Here is a 13,161-nt window from a genome sequence, read left to right on the forward strand (position 1 = left end):
CGCTGTTCAGCAGGTGTCCCATGTCGCTCCAGACCTTTTCGATTTTTCTGCCCGCGTGCTTCGCGATCAACATGGCGTTCGGGCCGAACAACGTGCTGTCGCTGTCCAACGGCGCGCGCGACGGGGTGCGCGCATCGGTGCTGGCGTCGTCGGGACGGATCGTCGCGTTCGCGATCATGATCGCCATTGCCGGACTGGGGCTCGGCGCGCTGCTGCTGGCGTCGCAGACGCTTTTCACGGCGATCAAGCTGGCCGGCGCGGCCTATCTCGTCTGGATCGGCGTGAAGCTGATTCGCTCGGGGCCGTCGCTCGTCGTCAAGGAAGAGGGCGGGGCGCGCGGCCCCGCGAGTCTCGCGCGGCTCACCAAGCAGGAGTTCTGGGTCGCCGCCGGAAATCCGAAGGCGATACTCGTGTTCACGGCGTTCTTTCCGCAATTCGTCGATCGCAGCGCGTACGCGACGAGCTTCGCAATGCTCGGCGCGACGTTCCTGGTGCTCGAAGTGGTGGCGATCGTCATCTATGCCGCGCTCGGTGCGCGCCTGGGTTCGCTTTCGCGCGGCGCGCGCGGCTTCGTCTGGTTCAATCGCGTGAGCGGGGCGCTCATGATCGGCTTTGGCGTCATGCTGGCTTTCGTGCGCCGGCCTGCGACGTAAATCGGCGAATATCTAAATCGAATAATCGCGCAGATTATTACGTTGAGTGATGGAGAATAACGGCGCATTAAGTCTTTAGGGCTATCCCCGAGTGACCCGAAACACAAATAACAACAAAATTCGACACTCGCGAATCACATGATTCAACCGAGACGCATGGGAGCGATCCTTCCGCGCGTGCTCAATCCGAAACGATCGAACGCTCGCCATACGCGAGAAACCGGTCAGGAAAATGGAAGATCAATGAAAGTTCAATCTTGCACGCCCATCGCCGTTGCGCCGGGCGTCGTGTCTCCTGCGCCTTCCTATGTATTTGTTGACGACAAGCAGTCGATCGTCAGCAATTTGCGATAATCGCGTGTTTTATCCATGGATAATCGCGCACGCGTTCCCTGCGACTGTTCCGTGTTATTGCTTTCGATCGGCAACCTGAATCGCGCCGATCCGCTTATCGTTGTCTGAAGGATTTTCTCCGATGCTTACTCACTCGTCCGGCACCTCGCAGACGCGCTCGTTCACGACCGTCTTTCTGATCGAAATGTGGGAGCGTTTCGGTTATTACGGCATGGCCGCGCTGCTCGTGCTGTTCATGATCGACAAGATCGGTTTCGCCGACGATCACGCCAACCTCACCTGGGGCGCCTTCACCGCGCTCGTGTTTTCGGCGCCGTCGATCGGCGGCTGGATCGGCGACAAGATACTCGGCGCGCGCCGCACGATGACCGCCGGCGCCGTCGTGCTCGCGTTCGGCTATCTCATGCTCGCGCTGCCCGTCGACACGCTCGGATTCATGTACGCGTCGCTTGGCGTGATCGTCGTCGGCAACGGGCTTTTCAAGTCGAATGCGGCGAATCTCGTGCGCCGCATCTACGAGGGCGACGACGCGCGCATCGACAGCGCGTTCACGATCTACTACATGGCCGTGAACATCGGCTCGACGTTTTCGATGCTGGCGACGCCGTGGATCAAGGATCACTGGGGCTGGCACGCGGCGTTCGCCGTGTGCTGCGGCGGCATGCTGTTGGGCTTGCTCAATTTCGCGTTGATGCGCCGCACGCTTGCGCACATCGGCTCCGCACCGGACGATGCGCCCATTCGCTGGAAGCACGCGTTCGCGGTGGCGGCGGGCGGGATCGCGCTCGCGGCATCGACCGTGTTCGTCCTGCAGCACAAGGCGGTGGCCGTCGCGTGCGTCTACGCGGCGGGCGTCGCGATTCTCGCGATCTTCGGCTACATGCTCACGAAGTGCGACCGCAGCGAGCGCGCCGGCCTCGTCGCCGCGCTGATCCTGACGCTGCAGGTCATCCTGTTCTTCGTGTTCTATCAGCAGATGTCGACGTCGCTCACGCTGTTCGCGCTGCGCAACGTCGATCCGTCGTTCTCGATCGGCGGCGCCGAACTGTTCACGTGGGGCGCGGCGCAGTTCCAGGCGCTCAATCCGATCTGGATCATGCTGCTGAGCCCGATCCTCGCGTTCGTCTACACGCGGCAGGCGCGCCGCGGCCGCGACATTCCGGTGGCGGCGAAGTACGCGCTGGGCTTCGTCGTCGTGGCGGTCGGCTTCTTCGTCTTCGGTCTGAGCGGACGCTACGCGGTGGAGGGACGTGTGTCGTCGTGGTTCATGGTCGCGGGCTACGGTCTTTATTCGCTCGGCGAACTGCTCGTGTCGGGTCTCGGCCTCGCGATGATCGCGCGTTACGTTCCGGCGCGCATGAGCGGCTTCATGATGGGCGCGTATTTCGTCGCGACGGGCGTGTCGCAGTATCTGGGCAGTGTCGTCGCCAACTTCGCGCGCATGCCGTCCGGGAATCTCGAGCCGCTGCAATCGCTGCCGCTCTACACGCATCTGTTCTTCGGGCTCGGCTGGCTCGCGGCGGGCGGCGCGGCGGTCGCCATGGCGCTTTTGCCGGTCCTCGGCACACTGTCGCGTGCGCATCAGCGTGCGGTGGAGCAGGCCGTCAATGATGGCGCGAAAGAGCGTGCGCAGCGTGCGTCGATGTTGAGTGCAAACAACGTTTGACTTCGATGAACGCTTCGGTCTATAATTTAATTCTTCAGACGCGGGGTGGAGCAGTCTGGCAGCTCGTCGGGCTCATAACCCGAAGGTCGTAGGTTCAAATCCTACCCCCGCAACCATTTTTATAGACACGTTTCCGACTGTATTTGCAATAAGTCGCTCGGAAACGTCGTCAAAGCTAGCGTAGTAAGCCTCGTCACGTTTCTCTACCGTGATCGGCCCGAAGAGGGTGGCAATAATCTGCCGGGCTTCATCTGTGCTTCCAGCTAAAACTTCCTTCAGTTCAGTCGCTCGCGGACTATACCGGCCCATCTGTTACCGATCGGTTTTTCGGGTGATTGACGACGGCGTTTTCAATGACTAGTTTTCTTCTCGTCATTCGATTTCTCATTCGCCACCATCATGAAGCGCTCTGGTTTTGAAGCTCCGGCCTTCGATGGGCTGATGCTGGCGGTGTCGATATGCGACACGCAGAAGGAACTGGCGCGACGGCTAGACAAGAACCCGTCGCTGGTGTGGCGGTGGCTGCATCGGCAGGGTGCAGTGCCGGTCGAGTACGTGCCGCGTGTGGTGCAGGCGGTGCGCGATCCGCGCGTCACGCCGTACACCTTGCGCCCGGACTATCCGTACTGGCGACTGCTGGCCGTGCAACTGGCGTGCGAACAGATAGATCGGGATGCTGGCGTCGTACGCGATTGAGGCGAATGCGCCTTGCCATCGGAGTTCGGCGAGCAGCTAAGGATCCACGGAACGTTCACTTGACGAAGGAGTGTCCGAAATGAAGCACATAGAACATAGTACTGCGAATGAATTGGTTTCGGTGCGACGACTGGCTGGGCGACCGCCCGAGGCAGGCGTTGATAGCTGGGCGAACGTACCGCTCGCGGAAGCCGAAGTCATGAGCAAGCCAGCCGAGCAATCCGGCAAGGCGCCGAAGCGTAAAACGGGCAAGCCAGCGGAGCATTCGCGGGCGGTGATCGTCCCGGTCATACACGTGTTGACCGCTGAAGAGATGCGCGCGCTGCTCGCGCAACACGCGAGGCTCAGCGAGCCCGATCCGCGCGCGCGTGGGTTGGTGCGTGACGCCTCCGGTATGCGGCCCGGCGACGTGCTGATAGAGCACATGCAGGGGCTCGAGAAGTCGGAGTGAGCCTCGTCGACTATTTCGTCGATGACCGGAACGAAAGGCCAGACGCTCATGCAATCCGGCCAGATCTACTGCAATGCGAGAGGCGAACGATGTCTGAGCGAGTCGTCAGCAAGTCTTTGACGGTTGCCGCCGCTGAGGTGAAGCAATGCGAGCAGACAGCCGATGGCGCGATCGATGTGCGCTATGCGGACATGTGCCGTGCTATTGCGCAATGCCATCAAGTCGACGAAGTGAAGCAGATCCGCGACAAGGCGCTGGCGCTGGAAATCTATAGCAAGCAGGCGCGCAATACCGACGCGGAACGCCGAGCTGCCGATATACGCCTGCGTGCCGAACGTCGTGCGGGTGTGCTCTTGGAGGAATTGGCCGAGGCGGAAATGCGCGAGACGCGGGGTGGCGATCGGAAATCAAAGTCGACGAGCACGACATTGATCGACCGGCCTGTCGCGCCGACACTCGCGAACCTCGGTATCACGCGCGATCAATCGTCGAAGTGGCAGCAGCTCGCCAAGATCCCGGAAGCGCAGTTCGATGCGGCGTTATGCGATTCGGAGAAGAAACCGAGCACGGCCGCGCTGATTCGCGCGATCCGATGGCGCTGTCGCTTGACGAGCCCGGGGTCGCCAGATCCATCGTGCGGTTCGGTCAGGCAAGGTCGCACTGGGTGCGATGCGCCGGCCATTTACATTCTTCCACGCGAGGTCACGTATGACCGTCATCGCCTTCACGATCCTGGGCGAAGCGGCGAGTAAGGCCAACAGCCGCGCGATCGTCACACGTCGTTCGCGCACGGCGACGGGCGAAGTGCGCGCGCGGCCGGCGTCGATCAAGTCGGATAAAGCGCGCGCGTTCGAACGCTCGGCCCTGCGGCAGATTCCGGTGGCGTGCCGAGTGCGTCTCGACGGTCCGCTACGCATCACGCTGAAGCTGTTCTACGCCAGCGAGCGGCCCGATCTTGCCGAGGACTTGGTGCTCGACGTGCTGCAGGATCGCTGGGCCTATGTGCGGCGCGACGGCGTGCGGATGCGCGAACGCGTGCAGGACGGCGTCTACCGCAACGACCGGCAGATCCGCGAAAAGCACGTCTATCACGGCATCGATCGCACGCATCCGCGCGTCGAGATCGTGGTGGAGCCGCTGGCCCAACCCGCGTGCGCGTGGTCGGCCGGTCTCCACGTGCGACGAAACCCGACTGGAGCACCACGGTGAACCCGTTGTTCCGCGACATGCGTATCGCACATTGCGAGCAGCTGCGCGCCCGCGCGGTGCACGACGTGCCGCGCTTGCGCCGCGCGTTGCACCTGATCGGCCAGATCGCCGAACACGAACGTCGGGGCAGTGCCTCCACGTACGCGATGCACCGTATAGCGCAGCTCGCGCGCGCGGCACTAGTGGTGTCGACGCCGCCGGATGATGACGGCGGTCCGGACACCGATCATCGCGTGGATCACCTCGGCAATCACCCTTGAGCCGGGTTCGTCATGAAATCCGTGACTGCGCAGCGCTTTGATTTCCTGCGACCGCTGCCCACGCTGGGGGAACAGGTGCGGGCCGAGGCGAAGCGTCGTGGTGGCGATTTCGCGCGGCGCGCGGACCACTACGCGGCGCTCGCTGAGCGCGAGTACGGACGACGACCGCTGCGCGGCGAGGAGCGGCGGATCATGTTCGACGATGTGTTCCGCCATGGATGAACGATCATGTTTCGCAATCGGCACGACTCGTCAGCATCGGCTTCGGCGGCAACCATGTCGCGGCCGGTCATGTCGCTGCTCGCGCGCCTCGAAGGCGTGCGCCAAGTCGCGCCCGGTCGCTGGCGCGCGATGTGTCCCGCGCACGCAGGCCACCGCCCGGCGCTGGCCATCTCCGAATGCGCCGACGGGACGGTACTGATGCATTGCTTCGGCGGCTGCGGCGTCGCGGAGATCGCCGCGGCGCTCGAGATGAACCTCGCCGATCTCTTTCCGAAGGATTGGCGCGACGATGGTGACGCGCCGGACATGCACCGCGTTCGCCGTATGAAGCACGCGTTCATCCCCGCGCAGATGCTGCCCGCGCTCTCCATCGATCTGCTCGAAGTCGCCATCATCATTGGCGCGATCCTACGCCGCGGCTCGGTCACCGAGAGCGAGTACGCGAGGCTGCTGCGCTCGCTGGCGCGCATCCTCGATGCGGAGAAATACTGCCATGACTGACTCCTCAAGCCGCCCTCGTTGGATCCGCGCGAAGGAAACGGACGATCTCGCGTCGAACTTCAGCTACGACGACTTTTACGCCTATCTTCCCACGCACGGCTATCTGCACGTGCCGACGCGCGAGATTTGGCCCGTCGCCAGCGTGAACGCGAAACTGCCGCGCCGCGAGCGGCTGAAGCCCTCGACCTGGCTGGACCGGCACCGTCCGATCGTGCAGCTCGTGTGGGTTCCGGGCGAACCGCAGCTCGTGCACGATCAGGTGATGATCGTCTCCGGCTGGCAGCCGCACTCGGGCGTGAGCGTCTATAACCTGTACGCGCCGCCGGCCGTGTTACCCGGCGATGCACGCCGCGCGAAACCTTGGCTCGATCATCTCGCGCGCCTCTATCCCGAAGACTGCGATCACCTCGCCAATTGGTTCGCGCACACGGTGCAATACCCCGGCGTCAAGATCAATCACGCACTCGTGCTTGGTGGCGCACCCGGCATCGGCAAGGACACGCTGGTGGAGCCCGTGCGCACGGCGGTCGGCGTGCACAATTTCGCCGACATCAATCCGCGCATCATGCAGGCGCGCTTCAATGGGTGGGTGCGCAACATCATCGTGCGCGTGTCCGAGGTGCGCGACCTCGGCGAACTCGACCGCTACACCTTCTACGAGCACTGCAAACCGCTGTTGGCCGCGCCGCCGGACGTGGTGCGCGTCGACGAGAAGAACCTGCGCGAGTATTACGTCGCCAACGCCTGCGGCGTGATCTTCACGACCAACCATCTCACCGATGGCCTCTACCTTCCCGCGGATGACCGCCGCCACTTTGTCGCGTGGAGCGCCACGACCGCCGCCGACTTCAACGAGGACTACTGGCGTGCGCTGTGGACTTGGTATGCGGAGGGCGGCCACGGCCACGTGATTGCATGGCTGCGCACCCGCGATCTTTCCGGCTTTGATCCGAAAGCACCGCCACCCCACACAGCCGCGTTCTGGACCATGGTACAGGCCGGCGAGGCTCCCGAGCGCGGCGAGATGCGCGACCTCATCGAACTGCTCGGCAACCCGGCTGCGCTAACACTAGCCGATCTCGTCAGCGGAGCCATGCGCCACAACATGCGAACGGTCGAACAAGATCTGACAGATCGCCGTAATCAGCGTGCCATTCCACACTGGATGGAGCGCGCGGGCTTTACCGCCGTGCGCAATCCCAACGCGGAGGATGGCATGTTCAAGGTGGCGGGGCGACGCGTGGTGGTCTACGCGCAGCGCTCGTTGACCTTCGCCGACCAACTACGCGCTGCCCGCGAGCGCTCGAGAGCGAGCCTGCCGCTCTAAATTCGGTCGGTCACCCAAGTCACCGTAATCACCAGTCTGCTATCCCCACCATATAGCATGTTGAATTCATTTTTCAGGAAGGGCGCGCGTATACGTAGTAGATGCGTTGACTGGAGATAGCAGACTGGTGATTACGGTGACTTGGGTGACCAACATCGCGCTCGTCTCGAACGTCAGCAGCGCGCAATTTCGAGTGCGAGCCGAGGGCGAGAGAAGCCGCGTAACCCGCGCCGGTGCTGGGCTGGCCACCAAAAGGCGCGGAAGGCAAGAGGGTGTCGCATGAGGTCGACAGTGGATAAAGCAGGGGACAATGGCGTAAGGCGGGGTGAACGCGCGCGTGCGTAGAAGGCAGGCAAACGAGGAAGAGGCGGGTGTCGCGCGCGTGTTTGGCGAGTGCCGGGTCGCTAGAAGAAGTTGTCCACTGGTGCGAAGAACGACACCGTGTTTTATGTCTCATTCGACGGGCGAACGAACGCCGAAAAGTCCTCTTTTGGACCGACCTGAAACCGACAAGAAATGTCGGTTCGGTTGACATTCTTGCTTTCGCGCGCGCGATACCACCGCGCCCGGGTGCGCAAGGGACGCGACAGGACTCGCAGAGGAGGTCATTTTGACCCTGTTGGGCAGCAGGTCACTTGACATTCGACGTTTTCGGTCTATTCTGGGCAACTAAACGGTATGTGCCGAAGTGTGTCCAGCAACCCGCCCGACGATGTAACGATGGGCGGGTTTTTGTTTTTGCACATTCCGACTATTACGTCTCCATGAAGGACCACTACATCAGCACCGCCGAAGCGCTGCGCGACGCGCTGCGTCACACGGTCGAGTCCGGTAGCGTATCCTCGCTGGCGCCGCTGCATCAGAGCGCAGGCGCGAACATCGCCCTCGAGGGCACGGACGCGAGCGTGCAGGCCGCACGGATCCGCCGGCAACTCGAACGGCTGCCGATGGCCCAGCAGGCGATCCTGGTTGTGTCGTATGCGCCTCGGCACCAGCGTTGCAATTGTCGTCGCGCGTGCTGCGCCGGCCACTACGCCAATCCCGAATGGGCGACTGCGCTCACGTTCATGGTCGCGCACACCGCCGTAATCTTCGTCGGCCACATGCCGAACCTGAAGCTGCGCGAGGCGTTGGTCACCAACCTGCTCACGCACACGGCGGAGACGCAAGTGGCGCTCGCGCAGCGCTGCGGGGCGCATCGTCAAACGGTGGCGCAGCATATCGCGCTGCTCTCGCCTGTGCTGCTGGGCACGCGCACGCAGGGCGGCGCCTTCGATCATGCGTTCGCGCGTATCGATGAGCTGCTACGCGAAGGTGGCATCGTCGTGAGCGACACCGAGGCGCAAGCGGCCTGAAACGCCGAAGGATGCTGTCGTGGAACTGGTGCAGCGCTCGCTCGCGGATCTCGTGCCGTATGAACGCAACGCGCGCGCACATTCCCCCGCGCAGATCGATCTTCTCGTCGCGAGCCTGCGCGAGTTCGGCTTCACCAATCCGGTCCTGATCGACGATCGGAATCGCGTCATCGCGGGCCACGGGCGGCTGCTCGCCGCGCAAGCAATCGGCATGGCCGAGGTGCCGTGCGTGGTGCTTTCGCACCTCACGGAGGTGCAACGGCGTGCCTACATACTCGCGGACAATCAACTCGCCGAGCGCGCCGGATGGGATCGCGAACTGCTCGCGCTCGAACTCGGCGCGCTGCGTGACGACGGCTTCGATCTCGCGCTGACCGGCTTCGAATCGAAGGACCTCGAGCGGCTGATTGGCCCGGAAGGCCTGCCCGGCCTCACCGGCGAGGATAATGCGCCGCCGTGCCCGGACGCGCCAGTCTCCGAACGGGGCGACGTGTGGCTGTGCGGGCCGCACCGCGTGATGTGCGGCGACGCGCTCGATGCGGCCGACATGGCGCGGCTCATGGGGAACAGCACCGCCGCGCTGGTGCTGACCGATCCGCCGTACAACGTGGACTACGAAGGCAAGGGGCGGCAGCGGCTGAAGATCGTCAACGACGCGATGGCCGGGGCGGCGTTCCACGAATTCCTGCTCAGCGCGTTCACGGCGATGCTCGCGCACGCGACGCCGGGTGCGCCCGCCTACGTGTTCCACGCCGATACCGAAGGGTTGAACTTCCGGCGCGCGTTCGCGGACGCGGGCTGGCGGCTCGCCGAGGTCGGCGTGTGGGTCAAACCTGCGTTCGTGTTGGGCCACCACGACTATCACTGGCGGCATGAACCGATCATCTACGGCTGGAAGCCGGGCGCGGCGCATCGCTGGTACGGCGATCGCAGTCAGTCGACGGTGTGGACCTTCGATCGGCCGACGCGCAGCGACGACCATCCGACCATGAAGCCGGTGGCGCTATTGGCGTACCTGACGATGAACAGTAGTGAGGTGGGCGACATCGTGCTGGACCCGTTCGGCGGCTCGGGCTCGACGATGATCGCATGCGCGCAGCTGGGGCGCGTGGCGCGGCTGATGGAGATCGATCCGCGCTACTGCGACGTGGTGGTGCGGCGGTGGCAGGACTTCAGTGGAGAACGCGCCAGTCGAGAGTCCGATGGCGCGTGGTTCGAGGAGCTGGTGAGTTCGAGCGCGTTAAGCGAAGCTCGCGTTGTCGATCATGCGCCTACCACTCGGTAGGTGCGCTTGCTTTCGATGCGCGCGCTCTCGATGGTGAGTCCGAGCTTCTTCTTCGCGGTGCCGCTCACGAAGCCGCGCACCGTGTGGGCTTGCCAGCCGGTGGCGCTCATGATCGCGTCGAGCGTGGCGCCTTCGGGTGTGCAGAGCATCGCGACGACGCGGGCTTGGGCGCTGTTCTCGCGGGACACAGACCGCTTCGATTCGGTTGTCGCAGGAGGCGCCGAGACCGGTGTGGCGCTCTCGGCGCTCGCCAGCGCGGCTTGCTTGTCTGCCTCGATGAATGCGCGGCCCTCGGCGAGTGCTGCTTTCGCGCTGATTCGGCTGCGCGTCGGCGTGACCTTGGTCTCGACCGGCTTCGCTGCGGGCTTGGTTGCCGCCGTGCGCGGCTTCGTTGTGGCCTTGGCAGCGGCGGTGCGCGAGGCCTTCGTCGGGGCGTTGGTAGCCTTCGTGACGGCGGTCTTGGCGGCTGCCTTGCTGGTGGTTTTCTTCGCTGCGGATGCGGTGGTTTTCGTGGCCATGTGTGCTGCTCCTGTTTATCGGTGGGTGCCGCGCGGTGCGCTGCGGTGAGAGCATTAACGCGTAGGTTCGGCACGTCATCCAGTGATTTGAGCGAGCGCCCTCGATCTTTTTGCCGCCCTGTCAGATCAAGTCGACAGCCTCGATCAAACCGCTGAATGGCTTGACGGAGAGGCGGCGCAGAGCGATGTGGGCTGAAGGGAAAATGCCGGCGCGTGGCCGGCGGTGAAAATGCGGATTGGCGAGAGCGCCGGCGCAGGGCCGGCGTGGCGGGCTTTAATCGCGGCTTACTCGGGCTGGCGGTTCGACAGGCCCAGCAGGTAGCCGCCTTGCGTCGCGTGCGCGTAACCGGCGCGGGTGTGAACGATGCGTTCGCTGTGCCTCATGCCGTAGGTGAAATACAGCACCTCGTCGACCTTGCGGCCCTCGGCGTCGTAGAGCGCGTCGCCGGCCTGCAGGCGCGTGTGCTCGATGCGGTGCACCTTGCGCACCGGCACCTCATGCGCACCTTGTCGAATGGCTTTAACGCGGCGTTCGCGCGCCTCGTCGAGCGTATCGGCGTGCACGCGGTTCAGCGAATCGACCCAGACCGTGTGGCCTTCGGCGGTGCGGTATTCGGCGACCGGCGTGCTGTCGTGCATCGAATGGCCAGTCTTGCCGGTGCGGCAATAGTGGTGGTGATCGAAGGCGATCGTCTGCGTGTCCACCTGCGTGGCGTGGCCGATCACAAGGGGATGCGCGTCCAGCGCGATGATGTGTTGCGTGGTGTTGTGTTTGGCGTTCATGCGTTTGCTCCGTAAGTGGGGTAACGCCATTTACGCTCCGGTGCCGAACGATTGCGAGTCGTTTTATGTTGTGGTTTGGCGTGCTGACTGGATCCGCCAACACGTCGAATGTCAACAGCAACGATCATCGATGAAGCGCACATGCCGACTCATACAACAGAAGGTGCCGAGGGACTGATTCGCTTGGCGATATGCGCAACATAGGCTTGAAACGCTTCGCCGATCGTGAAGCCGTCGCGCAGGGGGACGATCTCGGTGAGTGCGACGTGGAAGCCGGCCGCGTGCTCGCATGAGGAGAAGCCGAGCAACAACGCGATGCATTCGCGGGCGGTGTCGGACAATTGGTCGTACAGGCTGTGCGGTGCGTGCGCGGCGAGGCGGGTGGTGTTCATTTCGGTCATTTCAAAAGGTTGCGGTGACGGCATTTACGCTCTACTCGCGCATGAAAGCGAGCTGATTCGACTGGACCGTGGCAGTAGGTCGGCATTCGATGATCGTGAGCAACGTCCAGGCAGAACATCGAGCCGAAATGCTTACTGAATGACGGATGCAATCATGCCGCGCAGCGCCTTCACGCCCGCCGTGTCGCAGCGTCAGCTCGTGCTCAAGCTCGCCGCATGCGGCACGTCGGTCTCGGAGATCTGTGCGCTGGTGACGGGTGCGCGCGGGCGGCCGGTGACCGAGCAGACCTTGCGAGCGCACTTCGCGCAGGAGTTGCTGGAGGGCGCGGTGCGCGCCAACAGCAACGTGGCGCAGTCGCTGTACAACAAGGCCACCGGCGGCGACACCATCGCAGCGATCTTCTGGCTCAAATGCCGCGCGCGATGGAAGGAGACCGCGCAGGCGGTCGAGCTCTCGGGCGCGAACGGCGGACCACTGCTCGTGCAATCGATGACTGATGCCGAACTCGAAGCCATCGTCGCCAAGGGACGCCAAGGTAGGCGAGCCCGTCGATCGTGACGCGGCGGCGGCCGAGCTGCTCGCGCGTCGGCGTGCGCGCGCGACCATCCTGGCTTACGCGGATGCGATCGAAGTGCCGGGGCGGCCTGTCGGAGACGACGCGGACGCCGACGACTGCGAGCAGTTCGAGGCGTTGTCCGCGCCTTTGGCGGCGCATCATCGACTGATTCTTCAACGGGTGGAGGCGACCAACCGCACGCCGCACGGACGGCTGATGATCTTCACGCCGCCGGGTGCGGGCAAGTCGACATTCGCCTCCGTGGTGTTCCCGTCGTGGTATCTCGGCGCGGCGCCGGACCGGCGGCTGATCCTCGCGAGCTACGGTGACGCGTTGGCGAGCCGCATGGGGCGGCGCACCCGCTCGATCGTGCGGCAACCGCGCTGGCAGCGCCTCTGGAACACCGAACTCACCGCCGATTCCCATGCGGCGCACGCGTTCGCGCTCACCAACGGCAGCGAGTATCTGGCGAGCGGGATGTTGGCGGGCGTCACGGGCGCGCGCTGTCACGGGCTGATCATCGACGACCCGGTGCGCGGGCGCGAGCAGGCCGACTCGGAGGTGGTGCGCGACAAGGTGTTTGACGCCTACGAGGACGATCTCAAGACGCGGCTCATGCCGGGCGGCTGGATCGTGATCATCTCGACGCGTTGGCACGAGGACGATCTGGCGGGGCGCATCCTGCCCGAGGGATGGCATGGTGAGAGTGGTCGCCTCGCGTGCCGGGACGGCAACACTTGGGAGGTGCTGTGCCTGCAGGCGCGTTGCGAGACCGACACGGATCCGCTCGGTCGCGCGCCCGGCGAGTATCTGTGGCCCGAGTGGTTCGGTAATCCGCCCGTCCAGTAAGCGGGATCAGAAGTAGAATTTCCAGCAAAGGGAGTTCTACGCAATGAAGAAGTCGAAGTTCACAGACAGCCAGA

The 13,161-nt window shown here is 63.9% G+C and carries 17 protein-coding genes and 1 tRNA gene; 15 read left to right on the forward strand and 3 right to left on the reverse strand.

What is annotated here, in order from left to right; all coding sequences use genetic code 11:
- The first annotated feature begins 20 nt into the window (after window positions 1-20).
- The 13 genes from NOV72_RS29090 (at window position 21) to NOV72_RS29150 (ending at window position 9,979) form a co-directional block, all read left to right on the forward strand.
- Entirely contained in the window at window positions 21-653 is a 633-nt protein-coding gene (locus NOV72_RS29090; protein WP_106857984.1) for a LysE family translocator, read from the forward strand.
- Window positions 654-1,128: 475 nt separating this feature from the next.
- Window positions 1,129-2,673 (forward strand): peptide MFS transporter, encoded by a 1,545-nt coding sequence (locus NOV72_RS29095; protein ID WP_106857985.1) that lies wholly within the window; start codon window positions 1,129-1,131, stop codon window positions 2,671-2,673.
- 39 nt (window positions 2,674-2,712) lie between these two features.
- Window positions 2,713-2,789, forward strand: a tRNA-Met gene (locus NOV72_RS29100).
- Window positions 2,790-3,072: 283 nt separating this feature from the next.
- Window positions 3,073-3,369, forward strand: a complete 297-nt coding sequence (locus NOV72_RS29105; protein WP_106857986.1) for a transcriptional regulator — start codon at window positions 3,073-3,075, stop codon at window positions 3,367-3,369.
- A 79-nt stretch (window positions 3,370-3,448) separates the two neighbouring features.
- Window positions 3,449-3,820, forward strand: coding sequence for a hypothetical protein (locus NOV72_RS29110; RefSeq protein ID WP_106857987.1), 372 nt, complete (start codon window positions 3,449-3,451; stop codon window positions 3,818-3,820).
- Window positions 3,817-4,572, forward strand: coding sequence for a hypothetical protein (locus NOV72_RS29115; RefSeq protein ID WP_146150057.1), 756 nt, complete (start codon window positions 3,817-3,819; stop codon window positions 4,570-4,572). The genes NOV72_RS29110 and NOV72_RS29115 overlap by 4 nt, the downstream gene beginning before the upstream one ends.
- The gene (locus NOV72_RS29120) at window positions 4,529-5,029 is read left to right on the forward strand and encodes a RusA family crossover junction endodeoxyribonuclease (protein ID WP_106857989.1); all 501 of its coding nucleotides are present in this window, start codon (window positions 4,529-4,531) and stop codon (window positions 5,027-5,029) included. The genes NOV72_RS29115 and NOV72_RS29120 overlap by 44 nt, the downstream gene beginning before the upstream one ends.
- Window positions 5,026-5,289 carry a hypothetical protein gene (locus NOV72_RS29125; RefSeq protein WP_106857990.1) on the forward strand — a complete coding sequence of 88 codons (264 nt, stop codon included), beginning with the start codon at window positions 5,026-5,028 and terminating at the stop codon, window positions 5,287-5,289. Before NOV72_RS29120 ends, NOV72_RS29125 begins: the two co-directional genes overlap by 4 nt.
- Before the next feature lie 12 nt (window positions 5,290-5,301).
- On the forward strand, window positions 5,302-5,511 hold the full coding sequence (locus NOV72_RS29130) for a hypothetical protein (protein ID WP_106857991.1): 210 nt from the start codon (window positions 5,302-5,304) through the stop codon (window positions 5,509-5,511).
- A gap of 6 nt (window positions 5,512-5,517) precedes the next feature.
- A complete protein-coding gene (locus NOV72_RS29135; protein WP_106857992.1) occupies window positions 5,518-6,012 on the forward strand; it encodes a hypothetical protein in 495 nt (164 codons plus the stop codon).
- The gene (locus tag NOV72_RS29140; protein ID WP_106857993.1) at window positions 6,005-7,339 is read left to right on the forward strand and encodes a primase-helicase family protein; all 1,335 of its coding nucleotides are present in this window, start codon (window positions 6,005-6,007) and stop codon (window positions 7,337-7,339) included. Before NOV72_RS29135 ends, NOV72_RS29140 begins: the two co-directional genes overlap by 8 nt.
- Before the next feature lie 635 nt (window positions 7,340-7,974).
- Window positions 7,975-8,694 carry a hypothetical protein gene (locus tag NOV72_RS29145; RefSeq protein ID WP_146150058.1) on the forward strand — a complete coding sequence of 240 codons (720 nt, stop codon included), beginning with the start codon at window positions 7,975-7,977 and terminating at the stop codon, window positions 8,692-8,694.
- A gap of 19 nt (window positions 8,695-8,713) precedes the next feature.
- A complete protein-coding gene (locus NOV72_RS29150) occupies window positions 8,714-9,979 on the forward strand; it encodes a site-specific DNA-methyltransferase (protein ID WP_106857995.1) in 1,266 nt (421 codons plus the stop codon).
- Here NOV72_RS29150 and NOV72_RS29155 read toward each other — a convergent pair.
- The 3 genes from NOV72_RS29155 to NOV72_RS29165 form a co-directional block, all read right to left on the reverse strand.
- A complete protein-coding gene (locus tag NOV72_RS29155; protein WP_106857996.1) occupies window positions 9,958-10,497 on the reverse strand; it encodes a DUF3489 domain-containing protein in 540 nt (179 codons plus the stop codon). The genes NOV72_RS29150 and NOV72_RS29155 overlap by 22 nt on opposite strands.
- A 285-nt stretch (window positions 10,498-10,782) precedes the next feature.
- A complete protein-coding gene (locus tag NOV72_RS29160; protein ID WP_106857997.1) occupies window positions 10,783-11,280 on the reverse strand; it encodes a hypothetical protein in 498 nt (165 codons plus the stop codon).
- 149 nt (window positions 11,281-11,429) lie between these two features.
- A complete protein-coding gene (locus NOV72_RS29165) occupies window positions 11,430-11,705 on the reverse strand; it encodes a hypothetical protein (protein ID WP_146150059.1) in 276 nt (91 codons plus the stop codon).
- A gap of 130 nt (window positions 11,706-11,835) precedes the next feature.
- Here NOV72_RS29165 and NOV72_RS29170 point away from each other — a divergent pair, with 130 nt between their 5' ends.
- Window positions 11,836-12,240, forward strand: a complete 405-nt coding sequence (locus tag NOV72_RS29170; RefSeq protein WP_146150060.1) for a hypothetical protein — start codon at window positions 11,836-11,838, stop codon at window positions 12,238-12,240.
- The gene (locus NOV72_RS29175; RefSeq protein WP_106858000.1) at window positions 12,179-13,087 is read left to right on the forward strand and encodes a terminase large subunit domain-containing protein; all 909 of its coding nucleotides are present in this window, start codon (window positions 12,179-12,181) and stop codon (window positions 13,085-13,087) included. Before NOV72_RS29170 ends, NOV72_RS29175 begins: the two co-directional genes overlap by 62 nt.
- The last annotated feature ends 74 nt before the right edge of the window (window positions 13,088-13,161 follow it).

It is taken from the genome of Caballeronia novacaledonica, assembly GCF_900258035.1.
GTDB classification, from domain to species: Bacteria; Pseudomonadota; Gammaproteobacteria; order Burkholderiales; family Burkholderiaceae; genus Caballeronia; species Caballeronia novacaledonica.